Origin of the sequence: Mycolicibacterium lutetiense (assembly GCF_017876775.1) — a bacterium.
GTDB lineage: Bacteria > Actinomycetota > Actinomycetes > Mycobacteriales > Mycobacteriaceae > Mycobacterium > Mycobacterium lutetiense.
In genome coordinates, this window is the sequence record NZ_JAGIOP010000002.1 from 2834385 (window position 1) to 2847999 (window position 13615).

Annotated in this window: 14 protein-coding genes; 10 read left to right on the plus strand and 4 right to left on the minus strand. The window is 66.6% G+C overall.

Annotated elements, in window-relative coordinates:
• Position 1: 1 nt before the first annotated feature.
• Both JOF57_RS22935 and JOF57_RS22940 read right to left on the minus strand, forming a co-directional pair.
• Complete coding sequence (locus JOF57_RS22935) at positions 2-868, minus strand: LysR family transcriptional regulator ArgP (RefSeq protein WP_209920387.1); 867 nt, start codon at positions 866-868, stop codon at positions 2-4.
• Between the two features lie 9 nt (positions 869-877).
• The gene (locus JOF57_RS22940; RefSeq protein ID WP_209920390.1) at positions 878-1543 is read right to left on the minus strand and encodes a TetR/AcrR family transcriptional regulator; all 666 of its coding nucleotides are present in this window, start codon (positions 1541-1543) and stop codon (positions 878-880) included.
• Positions 1544-1669: 126 nt separating this feature from the next.
• Here JOF57_RS22940 and JOF57_RS22945 point away from each other — a divergent pair, with 126 nt between their 5' ends.
• The 9 genes from JOF57_RS22945 (at position 1670) to JOF57_RS22985 (ending at position 9248) form a co-directional block, all read left to right on the plus strand.
• Positions 1670-1909, plus strand: coding sequence for a hypothetical protein (locus tag JOF57_RS22945; RefSeq protein WP_209920393.1), 240 nt, complete (start codon positions 1670-1672; stop codon positions 1907-1909).
• A 90-nt stretch (positions 1910-1999) separates the two neighbouring features.
• A complete protein-coding gene (locus JOF57_RS22950) occupies positions 2000-3217 on the plus strand; it encodes a sensor histidine kinase (RefSeq protein WP_209920395.1) in 1218 nt (405 codons plus the stop codon).
• Positions 3214-3876 carry a response regulator transcription factor gene (locus JOF57_RS22955; protein WP_209920398.1) on the plus strand — a complete coding sequence of 221 codons (663 nt, stop codon included), beginning with the start codon at positions 3214-3216 and terminating at the stop codon, positions 3874-3876. Before JOF57_RS22950 ends, JOF57_RS22955 begins: the two co-directional genes overlap by 4 nt.
• Before the next feature lie 34 nt (positions 3877-3910).
• Positions 3911-5407 (plus strand): bifunctional aminoglycoside phosphotransferase/ATP-binding protein, encoded by a 1497-nt coding sequence (locus JOF57_RS22960; protein ID WP_209920400.1) that lies wholly within the window; start codon positions 3911-3913, stop codon positions 5405-5407.
• 161 nt (positions 5408-5568) lie between these two features.
• The gene (gene crp, locus JOF57_RS22965) at positions 5569-6243 is read left to right on the plus strand and encodes a cAMP-activated global transcriptional regulator CRP (RefSeq protein WP_209920403.1); all 675 of its coding nucleotides are present in this window, start codon (positions 5569-5571) and stop codon (positions 6241-6243) included.
• A 55-nt stretch (positions 6244-6298) separates the two neighbouring features.
• Entirely contained in the window at positions 6299-6814 is a 516-nt protein-coding gene (locus JOF57_RS22970; protein ID WP_209920405.1) for a MarR family winged helix-turn-helix transcriptional regulator, read from the plus strand.
• Between the two features lie 14 nt (positions 6815-6828).
• Complete coding sequence (locus JOF57_RS22975) at positions 6829-7260, plus strand: DUF5313 domain-containing protein (RefSeq protein ID WP_209920408.1); 432 nt, start codon at positions 6829-6831, stop codon at positions 7258-7260.
• Between the two features lie 60 nt (positions 7261-7320).
• Entirely contained in the window at positions 7321-7968 is a 648-nt protein-coding gene (locus JOF57_RS22980; RefSeq protein WP_307870083.1) for a GntR family transcriptional regulator, read from the plus strand.
• Positions 7965-9248: an MFS transporter gene (locus JOF57_RS22985; protein ID WP_209920414.1), complete on the plus strand. Its 1284-nt coding sequence runs from the start codon at positions 7965-7967 to the stop codon at positions 9246-9248. The genes JOF57_RS22980 and JOF57_RS22985 overlap by 4 nt, the downstream gene beginning before the upstream one ends.
• A gap of 53 nt (positions 9249-9301) precedes the next feature.
• Here JOF57_RS22985 and abc-f read toward each other — a convergent pair whose 3' ends face one another.
• Complete coding sequence (abc-f, locus tag JOF57_RS22990) at positions 9302-10960, minus strand: ribosomal protection-like ABC-F family protein (RefSeq protein ID WP_209920417.1); 1659 nt, start codon at positions 10958-10960, stop codon at positions 9302-9304.
• Between the two features lie 54 nt (positions 10961-11014).
• Here abc-f and JOF57_RS22995 point away from each other — a divergent pair, with 54 nt between their 5' ends.
• Positions 11015-12532 carry a serine hydrolase domain-containing protein gene (locus JOF57_RS22995; RefSeq protein WP_209923644.1) on the plus strand — a complete coding sequence of 506 codons (1518 nt, stop codon included), beginning with the start codon at positions 11015-11017 and terminating at the stop codon, positions 12530-12532.
• Between the two features lie 13 nt (positions 12533-12545).
• Here the strand turns inward: JOF57_RS22995 and JOF57_RS23000 are convergent, their stop codons facing one another.
• Positions 12546-13586, minus strand: coding sequence for a coiled-coil domain-containing protein (locus JOF57_RS23000; protein ID WP_209923646.1), 1041 nt, complete (start codon positions 13584-13586; stop codon positions 12546-12548).
• Between the last annotated feature and the right edge of the window lie 29 nt (positions 13587-13615).

A 13615-nucleotide genomic window follows, 5' to 3' on the forward strand; every position in this document is an offset into this window, starting at 1 on the left:
CTCAACCGACGCGCCCACGCAGGCTCGCCGCCGCATCACGCACCGCGGCCGTGATGGCGTCGACCATCGGACTTTCGAGCTTCCAGCACTGCCAGTACAACGGCACGTCCAGATACTGTTCGGCGATCCGGACGAAGTCGTCGTCCACCAGTTCCTCGGGATACATCCCCCAACCCAACCCGGCCCGCACTGCGGCACCGAAGCCTTCGGCAGTCGGGATGTAATGCGTCGGCCGGACGATGTCTTTGCGGAATACCTTGCGCACCAATTGGTCCTGCAGCGCATCGTGACGACTCCAGGACAGCGAGGGCGCCGCCTGCGCCGCGTTGCGGGTGAACCCGTCCGGCAGATAACGGTGTAGGTACTCGGCGCTGGCCACCGGCACGTAGCGCATGGCGCCCAGTGGGTGCACCCGGCATCCCGGCACCGGGTTCCGCTCGGTGGTGACGGCTCCCATCACCACGCCCTCACGCAGCAGGCGTGCCGAGAGGTCCTGATCCTCGATCCTGATGTCGAACAGGAAATCGGCAGCCTCGGCGAACACCCCGGTGAACCAGGTCGCCATCGAATCGGCGTTGACCGCGAGCGCGATCCTGGTACGTTGCGCGGTGCCGCCGCCCATTTCCGCCAGCGTCTCGGACTCCAGCAATGCCGTCTGCGCCGCCAGCCGCAACAGCGGGACACCGGCAGCTGTTGCCGTGCATGGCTTTTCGCGAACCACCAGAACTTGACCGACGCGTTGTTCCAGGGCCTTGATGCGCTGACTGACCGCCGAAGGGGTCACGTGCAGACGCTGCGCGGCCGCATCGAAGCTTCCCAGCTCGACCACCGCAGCGAGGGCAGCAAGCTGCTGGCCGTCGATCTGCACGCCACGATCCTAGTCGGGCAGACCCCCGTCGCCGCGCAAACCGCTGCCGGTGAACCGGACCAGTTCGTTCACCCATCCGCGGTCCAGGCCGCCGGGCCCCAAAGGCTGTCCATAGAGAGTCAGATCGGAACTCGCCAGCGCACCGATCATCGCAAAGATGGCAATTGTGCTGCGCTGCTGACCTTCTCTGGTCTGGATGTCCGGCACCGCCCGACCTGCCGCAGCGAAGAACAACTCGGGCAGACTCGGTGTGCCCGCCAACTGATCGAGCCAGATCTGGTCTTCGTCCAGGGCAAGCTGATTCATCACCTTGAGCCAACGCAATCCGCCAACCGGGTCCTCGTCGAGCAGCTTGACATAGGGCGCGACAAGAGCCTCGACGACGTCGCAGACCCCGATCTCGTTGCCCGACTCAGCCACCCGCATCAGCTCCTCGACAACCGCCTGGAACACCATCGGCGCCCGCCGCCGCGCCACCGCCAACACCAGGTCCCGCTTGGCCGGGAAATGGTAGGCCACCGCGCGACTGGCCACTCCCGCTTCGCGGGCCACTGCCCGCGAAGCCACCGCACCAATCGATGATTCGGCGAACATTCGCTCGGCGGTGTCGACGATCAGTGCTCGGGTGTCGACATCACGCCGGGGACCACGCCTACGGGTCGAGCTTGAGACCACATCAGGAGCCTAACCACTTGTGGCGCCGTCGTCCTGTGGTCGGTGCAGATCTCCTACTACGGTCGTAGGTCAAGATCAGACGCCAGCGCGATGTGGGCTGACCTGCATTCTTCGTAGCGTCGAGCCATGACACGAGCACAGCGTTCCCCAGCTATCTCGATGGCCAATTCGATGACCGGCGTCGCCCGTGGATGGACGGCGCGAGACACCGTCGTCGCTCCCGGTCTCTGGCGGCGCGCGGTGGCCGCGGTGCGCGCAGCACTGGCCGCCGTACCCCGGCCCGACCTGAAGCAGCCCTACTATCCGCCGCCGCGTGAAGGCTTCGTCGAGGACGCCGCGATGTCACGCGAGATGTGGCGACTCTGAGTGCCGATATCCGGCCCCGGGGAATCCGGCCGCAGAAGATCCGACTGCAGTAGGAGGCGCAGCGACGCGTTGACCTTCTACGATCAGCAGATGCTCGGGAGCATCGCGCGCGGATTGCGTGCGCACATGCGCCGGCGGGGATACGCCCTGCCGGTGGGCTACAACTGGGCCATCGTGTTGGCATTCGACACCACCGTGATGGGTGCCGGTGTGGTGGCGATGTTGCAGCGCCCCATGGCCGACCATCCGGCCGGCCTGCTCGCAGTCGTCGTCTGTATCGCTCCGTTCGCGTTGTTCTACCTGTCCGGTGTCGATTTCAAGGCTCCGATCGTCTGGGCAACCTGGACCACCTCGACCGCGATCCTGCTGTTCGCGACGGCGACACCGGTCGCCAATGACTTCGCTCCGCTGATCGCGGTGCTGATGGTCGGCGAGGTCGCCTCACTCTCGGGGGTGTGGGCCGGATTCCTCGCGTCGCTGACCGCGGCCGCCCTGCTGCTGACCGCCGCGGCCCAGCATCGTCTCGATGCGCTGCCGCTCTATCTGGGAATCCTCGGGATGGGCTGGCTGGTGGGTTATCTCGTGCACACCCAGCAGCAGCTCATGCGGGAGCAACAGGAGTCGCAAGCCGCGCAGGCCCGCCACGCCGCGGCCGATGAGCGGCGACGTATCGCCCGCGAGGTCCACGACGTGATCGCGCATTCGCTGAGCGTGACCCTGCTGCACGTGACCGGGGCGCGCCGCGGGTTGCAGCAGGACCGCGACGTCGACGATGCGGTCGAGGCATTGGAGCAAGCCGAACGCCTGGGCCGCCAGGCCATGGCCGACATCCGGCGCACGGTCGGACTTCTCGACGGCGCCCCGATGAGCATGGCCCCCGAACCCGGAGTCGACGACATCTGTTTCCTGATCGAAGATTTCGTACGTGCCGGGCTCAACGTGGACTTCGACGCCACCGGCCGTACCGATGTGGTCTCCGCCGCGGTGGGCTTGGCGTTGTACCGCATCGCCCAGGAGTCACTGGCGAATATCGCCAAACACGCGCCTGATGCGGAATCGGCGGTGCTACTGAGGATTTCCCGAACCTCGGCCACCTTGACGGTCACCAACCGACTCCCGGTCCCCGCTTTGGCCGTCAAGAACGGCCGCGATGTGGAGGGCCGCGGTACGCGCGGTATGCGCCAACGCGTCGAGCTGCTCGGCGGAATCATCAGTGTCGGCCCCGCCGACGACGGATGGTCGGTGCGCACGAACATCCCGTTGGACGACACTGACCGGGCGCCCCGATGGTGCCCCGTGGTGTCATGACGGGCCCCGTGACCGAGGTTGCCGTCCTCCTGGTCGATGACCAGGACCTGGTGCGCTCCGGGCTGCGACGCATTCTGCGGCGCAAGGACGGCTTCACGATCATCGCCGAATGCGCCGATGGCGACGAGGTGCCCGATGCCATCAACCGGTACCGCCCGGATGTGGTGGTGATGGATCTGCGGATGAAACGCGTTGACGGGATCGAGGCCACCCGGCAGGTGACCGCCCTCGACGGGCCTCCGGTACTGGCGCTGACCACATTCAACGACGACGAGCTGCTCTCGGGCGCGCTGCGCGCCGGGGCCAGCGGATTCGTCCTCAAGGATTCGTCCGCCGAGGAACTGATCCGAGCGGTGCGCGCGGTGGCACAGGGCGACAGCTACCTGGACCCGGCGGTGACATCACGGGTGCTCACCACCTACCGCAAGTCCGCGGCGCCGCGTCGAACCGCCGCCGTCGGCGATCTCACGGCTCGGGAGCTCGACGTGCTGGCACTGATCGCCAAGGGGCATTCCAACGCCGAGATCGCCGATGAACTCAGCATCTCCGGGCTCACCGTCAAGAGCCACATCGGCCACATCTTCATCAAGCTCGACCTGCGTGATCGCGCCGCTGCGATCATCCACGCGTACGACACCGGGCTCGTCTCGCCGCAGTAATCTCGTCTCGCCGCAGTAATAGAGTCTTTGGGCTATGGGCACATCAGGTAGGCCGACCACGTCGCAGACCGCTGAGTCCGCGGCAGGCGGTGCCGCAGCCGAAATTCACGAAACACACACCGGGATCGTCGCGTTGGTGGGCAATAGGGCCTACAAGGTCAAGAAACCCGTCATCACAGACTTTCTCGATTTCAGCTCGGTCGAGCGTCGTGAACAGGTGTGCGTTCGTGAGGTTCAGTTGAACCAGCGATTGGCTCCGGACAGCTACCTCGGGGTCGCCCATTTCTCCGGTCCGGACGGTGGTCAGCCCGAGCCGGTGATCGTGATGCGCAGATATCCCGATTCGCGCCGACTGACCTCGATCGTCGTCAGTGGCGAACCCGTGGTCGAGCAGCTGTCGGCGATCGCCGAAGCGATCGCCCGGTTTCACGCCGGCGCCGAACGGTCGGAGGATATCGACCGCGCAGCGACGGTGCCCGCGATCGCCGGCCGGTGGCGTGACAATCTCACCGAGCTGCAGCGGCATGCGGGAACCGTGGTGCCCGCGGATTCGCTGGCCGAAGTCGATCGACTGGCTGAACAGTTCATCAAGGGTCGTGCCGCACTGTTCGACGACCGCATCGCCAACCGGCACATCGTCGACGGCCACGGCGACCTGCTGACCGGGGACATGTTCTGCATGCCGGAGGGCCCGGCCATCCTTGACTGTCTCGAGTTCGACGACGACCTGCGCCATGTCGACTGCAGCGACGACGCCGCCTTCCTGGCGATGGACCTGGAGTTCCTCGGCCGCCGTGACCTGGCGGATTACTTCCTCGCCGAGTACCAGCGGGTCTCCGGGGACACGCCGCCGACCGCGTTGGTGGATTTCTACATCGCCTACCGTGCCGTGGTCCGCGCCAAGGTGGACTGCATCAGGGTTCACCAGGGCACATTGAGCGCCGCGGACGATGCCCGGCGTCATCTCGACATCGCCCTCGATCATCTCCGCCGAGGCACCGTGCGACTGGTCATCGTCGGCGGTGGTCCTGGCACCGGAAAGACCACACTCGCGCACGCGCTCGCCGAGCAGGTGTCCGCGCGGGTCGTCTCCACTGACGATGTGCGCCGCGAGTTGCAGGAGCGTGGCGTTCTCGACGGCGCCGCCGGGACCTTAAACGAGGGCCTGTACAGCAACGACAACGTGGCCGCCGTGTATGACGCCGTGCTTGAGCGGGCCCGAGAAACACTGGCCAAGGGGCAGTCGGTGATCCTCGACGGCACCTGGCGCAATCCGGACCTTCGGCGGCGAGCACGCGACACCGCAGCAGAACTGGCCTGTCCAACGGTGGAATTGGCGTGCACGGTGCCTCTCGACGAAGCCAAGCAGCGCATCGTGGCGCGCCAGGTCACCAACTCAGATGCCACCCCGCAGATCGCAGAAGGTTTGGCGACCGACGCCGACTGGTCTGACGCCCACCTCATCAACACCCGCCGCCCGCTCGCGGACTCCGTCGCCGAAGCCCAACGGATCTATTGCTCGACAATCTGACCTCCACGGTCGCCGCCATTACGAAGTATGGTTCCGGTGTAAACCCGGCGCCGCCGGCCGATCTACCGGCCTTGTAAAGTGAAACGGCGGCCTCCCTTTAGGCCGCGACCTGCACAAACGTTCCGGGCAGCGAGGTTCGGCACATCCACCAAGGGGGAAACATGAATGAAGTGCTGGCCCGCGCCGGCATCTTCCAGGGTGTGTCGCCAGACGCCGTGGCCGCGCTCGTGCGGCAGTTGGAGCCGGTGACCTTCCGTCGCGGGGAGGTCGTGTTCACCGAGGGAGATCCCGGCGAGACGCTGTACATCATCACGGCGGGCAAAGTGAAGATCGGCCGCAAATCAATGGACGGGCGCGACAGCCTGATCACGTTGATGGGCCCGTCGGACATGTTCGGAGAGCTCGCCATCTTCGATCCGGGCCCGCGGACCTCGTCGGTGACCGCGCTGACCGAGGTGAAGGCGGTCGTGATGAGCCGCAGTGTGCTGCGGAGCTGGATCGCCGACCGGCCCGAGATCGCCGAACAACTGCTGCGTGTGCTGGCCCGCCGGTTGCGCCGCACCAACGACAACCTGTCCGACCTGATCTTCACCGATGTGCCGGGCCGGGTGGCCAAGCAATTGCTGTACCTGGCCCAACGGTTCGGTAGCCGCGACGGCAATGCGCTGCGCGTCGACCACGAGCTGACCCAGGAAGAGATCGCCCAACTCGTGGGCTCCTCGCGGGAGACGGTCAACAAGGCGCTGTCGGACTTCGCGCAACGCGGCTGGATCCGGGTGCAGGGCCGAAGCATCCTGATCGACAACGCCGAGCGGCTGGCCAAACGCGCGCACTGAGCGTGTGATCACCAGAACATTGTTAGTACCCTAACTATTAGGGTACTTTCTAGGCATGACCGCGGTATCCGAAGCGCCTGCTGCATCCTCCGGTGCGCGGAGCGCCGATCCCCTGGCCCTCGAACGGCAGGTCTGTTTCGCGCTGGCGGTCAGCAACCGCGCCGTGCTCGCCGTGTACCGGCCACTGCTCGAGCCGCTGGGCCTGACCCATCCCCAGTACCTGGTGATGCTGGCATTGTGGGATCACCGGCGGTCCGCCTCGGGTGGCATTCCCCCGTTGTCGGTCAAAGAGATCGCCTCCGCGTTGCAGCTCGATTCGGCGACCCTCTCGCCCATGCTCAAGCGGCTGGAAGCACTCGGCCTGCTGACCCGCAACCGTCGGGCCGGCGATGAACGCGCGACCGATGTCGAGCTCACCGATGCGGGGATCGCCCTGCGCGAGCGGGCCCTGGCCATCCCTCCCGCGGTGGTGGAGCGCCTGGGCGTCGACCTCGCCGAACTCGAAGAGCTGCACCGGGTACTGACCCGAATCAACTCAGCTGCGCTAGCGGCCAATTCACTCACCGATTGACACCAGGAGCCCTCATGGCCAGCCAGAAGAAAACCAAAGACCGCCCCAACCTCTTTCAGTACATCGCCTACTGCTACGGCAAGCGACTGCCCGATTCCATGCGCGATTGGGTGGCCCATGACCTGGCCGACCATGGCGCCGTGCGCCGGCACTTGATCCGGATGGCGATCCCGCCGCTGTTCGTGCTGGGGCCGCTCTGGCTGCTGCCCGCCTCGTTGTACGTGCACATCGAGATGACCGTGCCGATCTACACCTGGGCCATCTTGATGGCGCTCGCGCTCAACAAGATCTGGCGCCGGCACCGGCTGGCACAGCACGGGCTCGATCCCAACCTGGTGGACGAGATCCAGTACAAGAAGGACCTGAAGAAGCACGAGGACTACGCCCGCCGGTTCGGACCTCGCCCGGAATCCGCCAAACATCAGGCCAACAGCAGCCCGTTCTAGCATTTAGCCTGGCCAGCCCCTTGCATGCAAGCTTGCATGCAAGGGGTACAGTGGTCTTCCGTGGTCACGGACGAGAAATCGAGCAACAGCCAGCGCGTCTACCGGATGACCAAGGACCAGATCCTCTCCGGTGAGTTTCGAGGCGGGCAGTTGCTCAGCGAGGTAGAGGTGGCGACGCAGCTCGGCGTCAGCCGCACGCCTGTGCACGAGGCCTTTCTGCGCCTGGCTGCCGAGGACTTCCTGGATCTGGTGCCGCGACGCGGGGCCGTCGTCGTCCCCGTGTCCGCACAGGAAGCCACCGATCTGCTTGAGATGCGCCTGGCGCTGGAGACCGCGGCGGTGCGCCGGCTGTGCCGGACACCGGAATCCATCGACACCCTGTTCGGTGAACTGACCGAGTTGGTGGAGCGGCAACGCCACGGTGCCGCGATCGGTGATGCCGATCAGTTCGCCGCCGCCGACGACGCGTTTCACCGCCGGATCGTGCAGGTCGCCGGGAACTCGATCGCCGGGCGCTTCTACGGATCACTCAGCGACCGGCAGCGCCGCATGATGGCCGACGCCGCCCGTTCGGACTCAGCCCGGTTGACCGACCTGATCGGTGAACACGCGGATCTGGCCGATGCCATCGGCCGCCGTGATGTGTCCGGTTTCGAGGCTGCGCTGCTGTCCCACCTGGAAGCGACCTACCGGGTGGTCCTGGCATGACCGCTGTCGCAACGGAATTCGTCAAGGCGCCCGTTCAGCGTCGGCGACGCATGCAACCCTGGCTCGCCGTCGCCATCGCTGTCTTCTGCATCGGTTGGGGCGGAAACCAATTCACCCCGCTGCTGATCGCCTACGGCCAGCACGGCGGCTACACCCGGGTGGACGTCGACATCCTGCTCGGTGCCTACGTGCTCGGCCTGATTCCCGGGCTGCTGATCGCCTCGACACTGTCGGACCGCCACGGTCGACGCAATGTGATGGCCACGGGTGTGATCAGTGCGGCGCTGGGCAGTCTCATCCTGGCAGTCGGCGACTACTGGGGCTTCCCGGCCCTGTTCGTCGGCCGGTTGTTCAGTGGGGTGGCGGTCGGGATCGCGATGGCAGTGGGTTCGGCCTGGATCGCCGAACTGTCCAAGCCGCCCTTCGACGACGCTTCGACCGGCGCCGGAGCGCGGCGCGCCTCGATCTGCCTGTCGTTGGGCTTCGGGGTGGGACCGCTGTGTGCCGGACTGCTCACCGTGTACGCCCCGCTACCGCTGGTGCTGACCTACCTGGTCCACGCTGCCCTGTGCGTTCCGGTGCTGTGGGCGGTGTGGAACCGGACCGTCGAGACCCGCGGAACGACAACTGACCGCCGCTTCATCGACGGCCTGAAGGTGCCCGCGGCCGGCCACCGCCGGTTCCTGCATGTCGTTGTTCCCATGGCGCCGTGGATCTTCGGCTCGGCGGCCATCGCCTATGCGGTGGTGCCGGCACTCGTCGCCGACCGGCTCGGCTCGTGGGCCCTGCTCTATACGGTGGGGTTGACCGTGCTGACGCTGGGCTGCGGTGTGGCGATCCAACCGATTGCACGTCGGCTCGATGATGTGTCCAGCTCCCGGGCCGTGGTGGTGTCGATGGCGTTGATGGCACTGGGGATCTTCGCCGCGGTGGCCACCGCCGTGACCCGATCGGCACTCGTCGCACCGCTGGTCGCGATGCTGCTCGGCAGCGCCTACGGCATCGCGATCGTGTCGGGTCTGCTTGAGATCCAACGCATCGCACCGCCCGACGAGCTCGCCGGCATCTCCGGGGTCTACTACTCGCTGGCCTACCTCGGGTTCCTCCTGCCCGCGGTGCTGGCCGCACTCGCGCACTGGTTCAGCTATCCGGTGATGCTGACTTTTCTCGGCGTACTGGCGATTATCTGCACCGCCGTGTGCGCGTCAGGGTGGGCGAAGCATTTAGAGCCGCGGACGTTGAGCGTTGACTCTGCGCTGAGGGCGCCGAGTCTGCGCTGAGGGCGTGAAATCGCGTGAAATCCCGCTCTGAGCGCAGGCTCGAGGCTCTGTGCCTACAACTCGGCGACGCGCCCGTTGTCGACCAGCCACCGTCGGTCCAACCGCACGTTCTGCAGCATGCGGCGGTCATGCGTCACCAGTAACAACGCTCCGTCGTACGCCTCGAGAGCCTGCTCAAGTTGCTCGATGGCAGGCAGATCCAGATGGTTCGTCGGCTCATCGAGAACCAGCACATTGGTACCGCAGGCCTGCAACAACGCCAGGCCGGCCCGGGTTCTCTCCCCCGGTGACAGCTCGTCAACCGCGCGTTCGACGTGATCGGCCCGCAGCCCGAACTTCGCCAGCAGGGTTCGCACATCGGCCGTCGACCAGTCCGGCAGGTGCTGCTCGAACCGGTCGACGAGTCGCGCGGTGCCGGTGAATTCGGCACGGGCCTGGTCGATCTCGCCGATCGCGATGCTGGCGCCCAGGCTCGCGCGCCCCTCATCGGGCTGCCGACGCCCCAGCAGTAGCCGCAGCAATGTCGACTTTCCTGCCCCGTTGGCGCCGGTGATACCGATCCGCTCGCCGGCATCGACCTGCAACGACACCGGGCCCAGCACGAAATCACCTTGCCGCACAACGGCATTGTCGAGGGTGGCGACTACCGCGCTCGACCGCGGCGCGGCGCCGATGGTGAACTGCAGGGTCCATTCCTTCCGAGGTTCCTCGACCTCCTCGAGGCGGGCGATCCGACTCTCCATCTGACGCACCTTCTGCGCCTGCTTCTCGCTGGACTCGGTGGCGGCGCGCCGGCGGATCTTGTCGTTGTCCGGTGACTTGCGCATCGCGTTGCGGGTGCCCTGGCTCGACCACTCGCGCTGGGTTCGGGCACGCGCGACCAGGTCGGCCTTCTTCTCGGCGAACTCCTCGTACTGTTCGCGCCGGTGCCGGCGACCGACCGCACGCTCCTCCAGGTAGCTTTCGTACCCACCACCGAAAACGGTGGTGGTGTTCTGTGCCAGATCCAGCTCCAGCACGCGAGTCACGCTGCGGGCGAGGAACTCCCGATCGTGACTCACCAGCACCACACCCCCACGAAGCTCCCTGACGAACTGCTCCAGCCGGGCAAGCCCGTCGAGGTCCAGATCGTTGGTCGGCTCATCGAGCAGCACGACGTCGAACCGCGACAACAGCAGTGCCCCCAACCCCACCCGCGCCGCCTGCCCACCTGACAACGCGGTCATCGGCGTCGAGTCCGGGCGCACGGTGTCGGTGTCGAGTCCGAGATCGGCCAGCACTGCGGGCAGCCGTTCGTCGAGATCGGCCGCGCCGGTGGCGAGCCAGTGATCCAGCGCGGCCGAGTAGGCAGCGGCCGGATCCTCCTCCCCGGGGCTCGGGTCGGCCAGTGCCGCGGCCGCGGCATCCATGGCCTGCGTGGCTTCGGTGCATCCCGTACGACGCGCGATGTAGTCCGCGACAGATTCCCCTGGGACGCGCTCGTGTTCCTGCGGCAGCCATCCGACGAACGCGTCGGCCGGCGCCACGCTGACCGTGCCGTCGAGCGGCTCGAGATCCCCGGCCAGGATCCGCAGCAGCGTGCTCTTGCCTGCGCCGTTGACGCCGACCACCCCGATCACATCACCCGGCGCGACGGTCAGGTCGACCCCTTCGAAGAGGGTGCGATGGGCGAATCCGCCGGCCACATTCTTCGCGACAAGCGTTGCAGTCATGGCCCTATCGTCGCATCACCGCAGTCACGGTCGGCTACCGTCGATCCGGTGACCATGTCACGGGCTCGTCTTTCCCGACTCTGCGCCGTCGGAACCGTCATGTTCACGCTCGCCGCGGCCACATCGTGCGGGCAATCGGCGCCCCCGCCGGTCGCCACGTCCACCTCGACGACGATTGCGCCGGTCCCCACCGCCCCGTCGGCCACGACGGCCGCCGTCGTTCCCGCCGGTGATTTCACCCCGGTCGCCCAGCTCGTCAACGACGCGATCGCGGCACCTCGGCTGCCCGGTGCGGTGGTCCAGGTCGGGCACGCCGGCAACATCGTCTTCCGCCACGCTTTCGGCTCGCGCAAGCTCGACGGCGAGCCGGGACTGGACGGGGCACCCGCGCCTGCTGAGCCGATGACCGAGGACACGATCTTCGACCTGGCCTCGCTGTCGAAAAGCCTCACGACGGCGGTCGCCATCCTGCAGCTCTACGAGCAGGGCCGGGTCCAGATCGACGAACCTGTGCAGACCTACCTGCCCGACTTCAACCCTGCCAACGACCCACGCCGCGCGCGGGTGACGGTGCGCATGTTGCTCACTCACACCTCGGGGATCGCGGGTGATCTGAGTCTTGACGGGCCGTGGGGACTGGACAAGCCCGACAAGGCCGAAGGCATCCACCGGGCGCTCGGGGCGTGGGTCGTGTTCGAGCCCGGCGAACGCTTTCACTATTCCGACATCGGCTTCATCATCCTCGGTGCGCTGCTCGAGAAGCTCACCGGTGAACCCGAGGACATCTACATTCGGCAGAACGTGTTCACACCGCTCGGGATGAGCGATACCCGCTACCTACCGGTGGCCAATGCATGTGGACCCCAACAGGTCCGGGGAAATGCGATTGCCTTCGATCCGAACGCACCCGACGTTGTCGACTGTCCGGCGGGTACGTGGAGCACCGATCTCCTGGCGCGGGTCGCACCCACCGCGATCGACGGGGACACCCCTGGCCTCAACCCGGACTTCGGCCGCCCGCTGCGCGGTACCGTGCACGATCCGACGGCCCGCCGGATGGGCGGTGTCGCCGGCAGTGCCGGGGTGTTCTCGACAGTGAGCGACGTCGGCCGGTTCGCGCAGGCGCTCCTCGACCGCCTCGCCGGCCGGCCGAGTGCGTTTCCACTGAAGCAATCCACGCTGGCATTGATGACGACTCCGCAGCAGCCCGGGCACAGCCCGGCACAGGTCGAGGCGGCGAACACTGCGACCCGGGAGGCGATCGAAAAGACCCCCAACACGACACATCCCCTGCTCGCACCGAACTATCCCGCCATCCCCGGGCAAGACCTCCGCGGCTTCGGCTGGGATATCGACACAGAACAGTCCCGCCCGCGGGGCATGGTGTTTCCGGTCGGCAGCTTCGGGCACACGGGCTTCACCGGAGTGACGCTGTGGATGGACCCGGGATCAGACACCTACGTCGTCGTGCTCGGGAACGTGATCCATCAACCCGGCGGCCCTCCCATTGCGGGGTTGAGCGGTGAAGTCGCCACACTGGCCGGCCGGGCCTTGCACTTGTACGGGAGCTGACACACCGCTGCAGTCAGCGACGCGTCGTCGTGACGTGCACGTGGTCGTAGTGGCCGTAGCCGGATGCCTGCGGACCGGACGGCGTGTAGTAGGTGCCACGCCAGATCACATCCTGTAATCCGAATCGGGCCGCATTGCTCATCGCGAACGAAAGAATCTCGTTTCCGAGTGCGATGCCCTCAGGGCTTTCGGGATCGGGAATCATGATGTCGATCGCCAGACCGCTGGGATGCCACGGCTTCGAGTCCGGCCGGACCCCACCGATGTGGCCAATCTGGGGAAACTGTGCGCTGACGGCCCGGGCAGCCACGATGGTGTTGGGCTGCAGCCCGGCCTCGGAGGCAACACCGACGGGCAACGACTCCGGGATATCGGCACCGGGAGCTGCGAGGGACGGATCGCCGGGCATCACCGCGGCTACGTTGTCGACCACCGCCTGCTGTTGCGGTGTCAATGCCCCGTACTGCGCCTCCGCGTCGGCGATCGAACGCATCAGTTCACGCCACTTGGCCTGCAGGTCTGCGCGTACCGTGGCAGCCTGCTCGGCTGCAGCGCGAGCATCGGCGGCCGATTTCTCTGAAGCGCCGGCGGCTTCGGCCGCGCGCGCACGTGCTGACCGATAGGCCTCCATCTTGTCGGCTGCCCCGTCGACGACCGCCCGCTGCACCGTCAGCTGATCGATCAGCTGCTGCGGGGAGTCTGCGGTCAGCACCGAGGCCACCTGACCGGTGCCTCCATTCATGTAGGTCATCGCCGCCACCCGGTCGATTGCCGCCTGAAAGGGCAGAAGCTGGGTGTTCGCGAGGTCGAGGGCCTCCAGGTCACCACGATGACGGTCAGCGGTCGCTGCCTCTTCGGCCTGCCGGGAATCGACATCGCGTTGGGCGGCCGTGACGGCTTCGCGAGTCTGAATCGCCTGACGGGACAATTCGTCGAGCTTGGCCACCCCGTCAGCGGCCGGGTCTGCCTTCACGTCGCCGATCGGCGTCAGCACCAGGACCGCGACCGCCGCACCGCACACCGCTCGCCGAAGCAAGTGGCGCACTCCGGTCATTCGGATTGTCACGATCCTTCGCTTGCAAG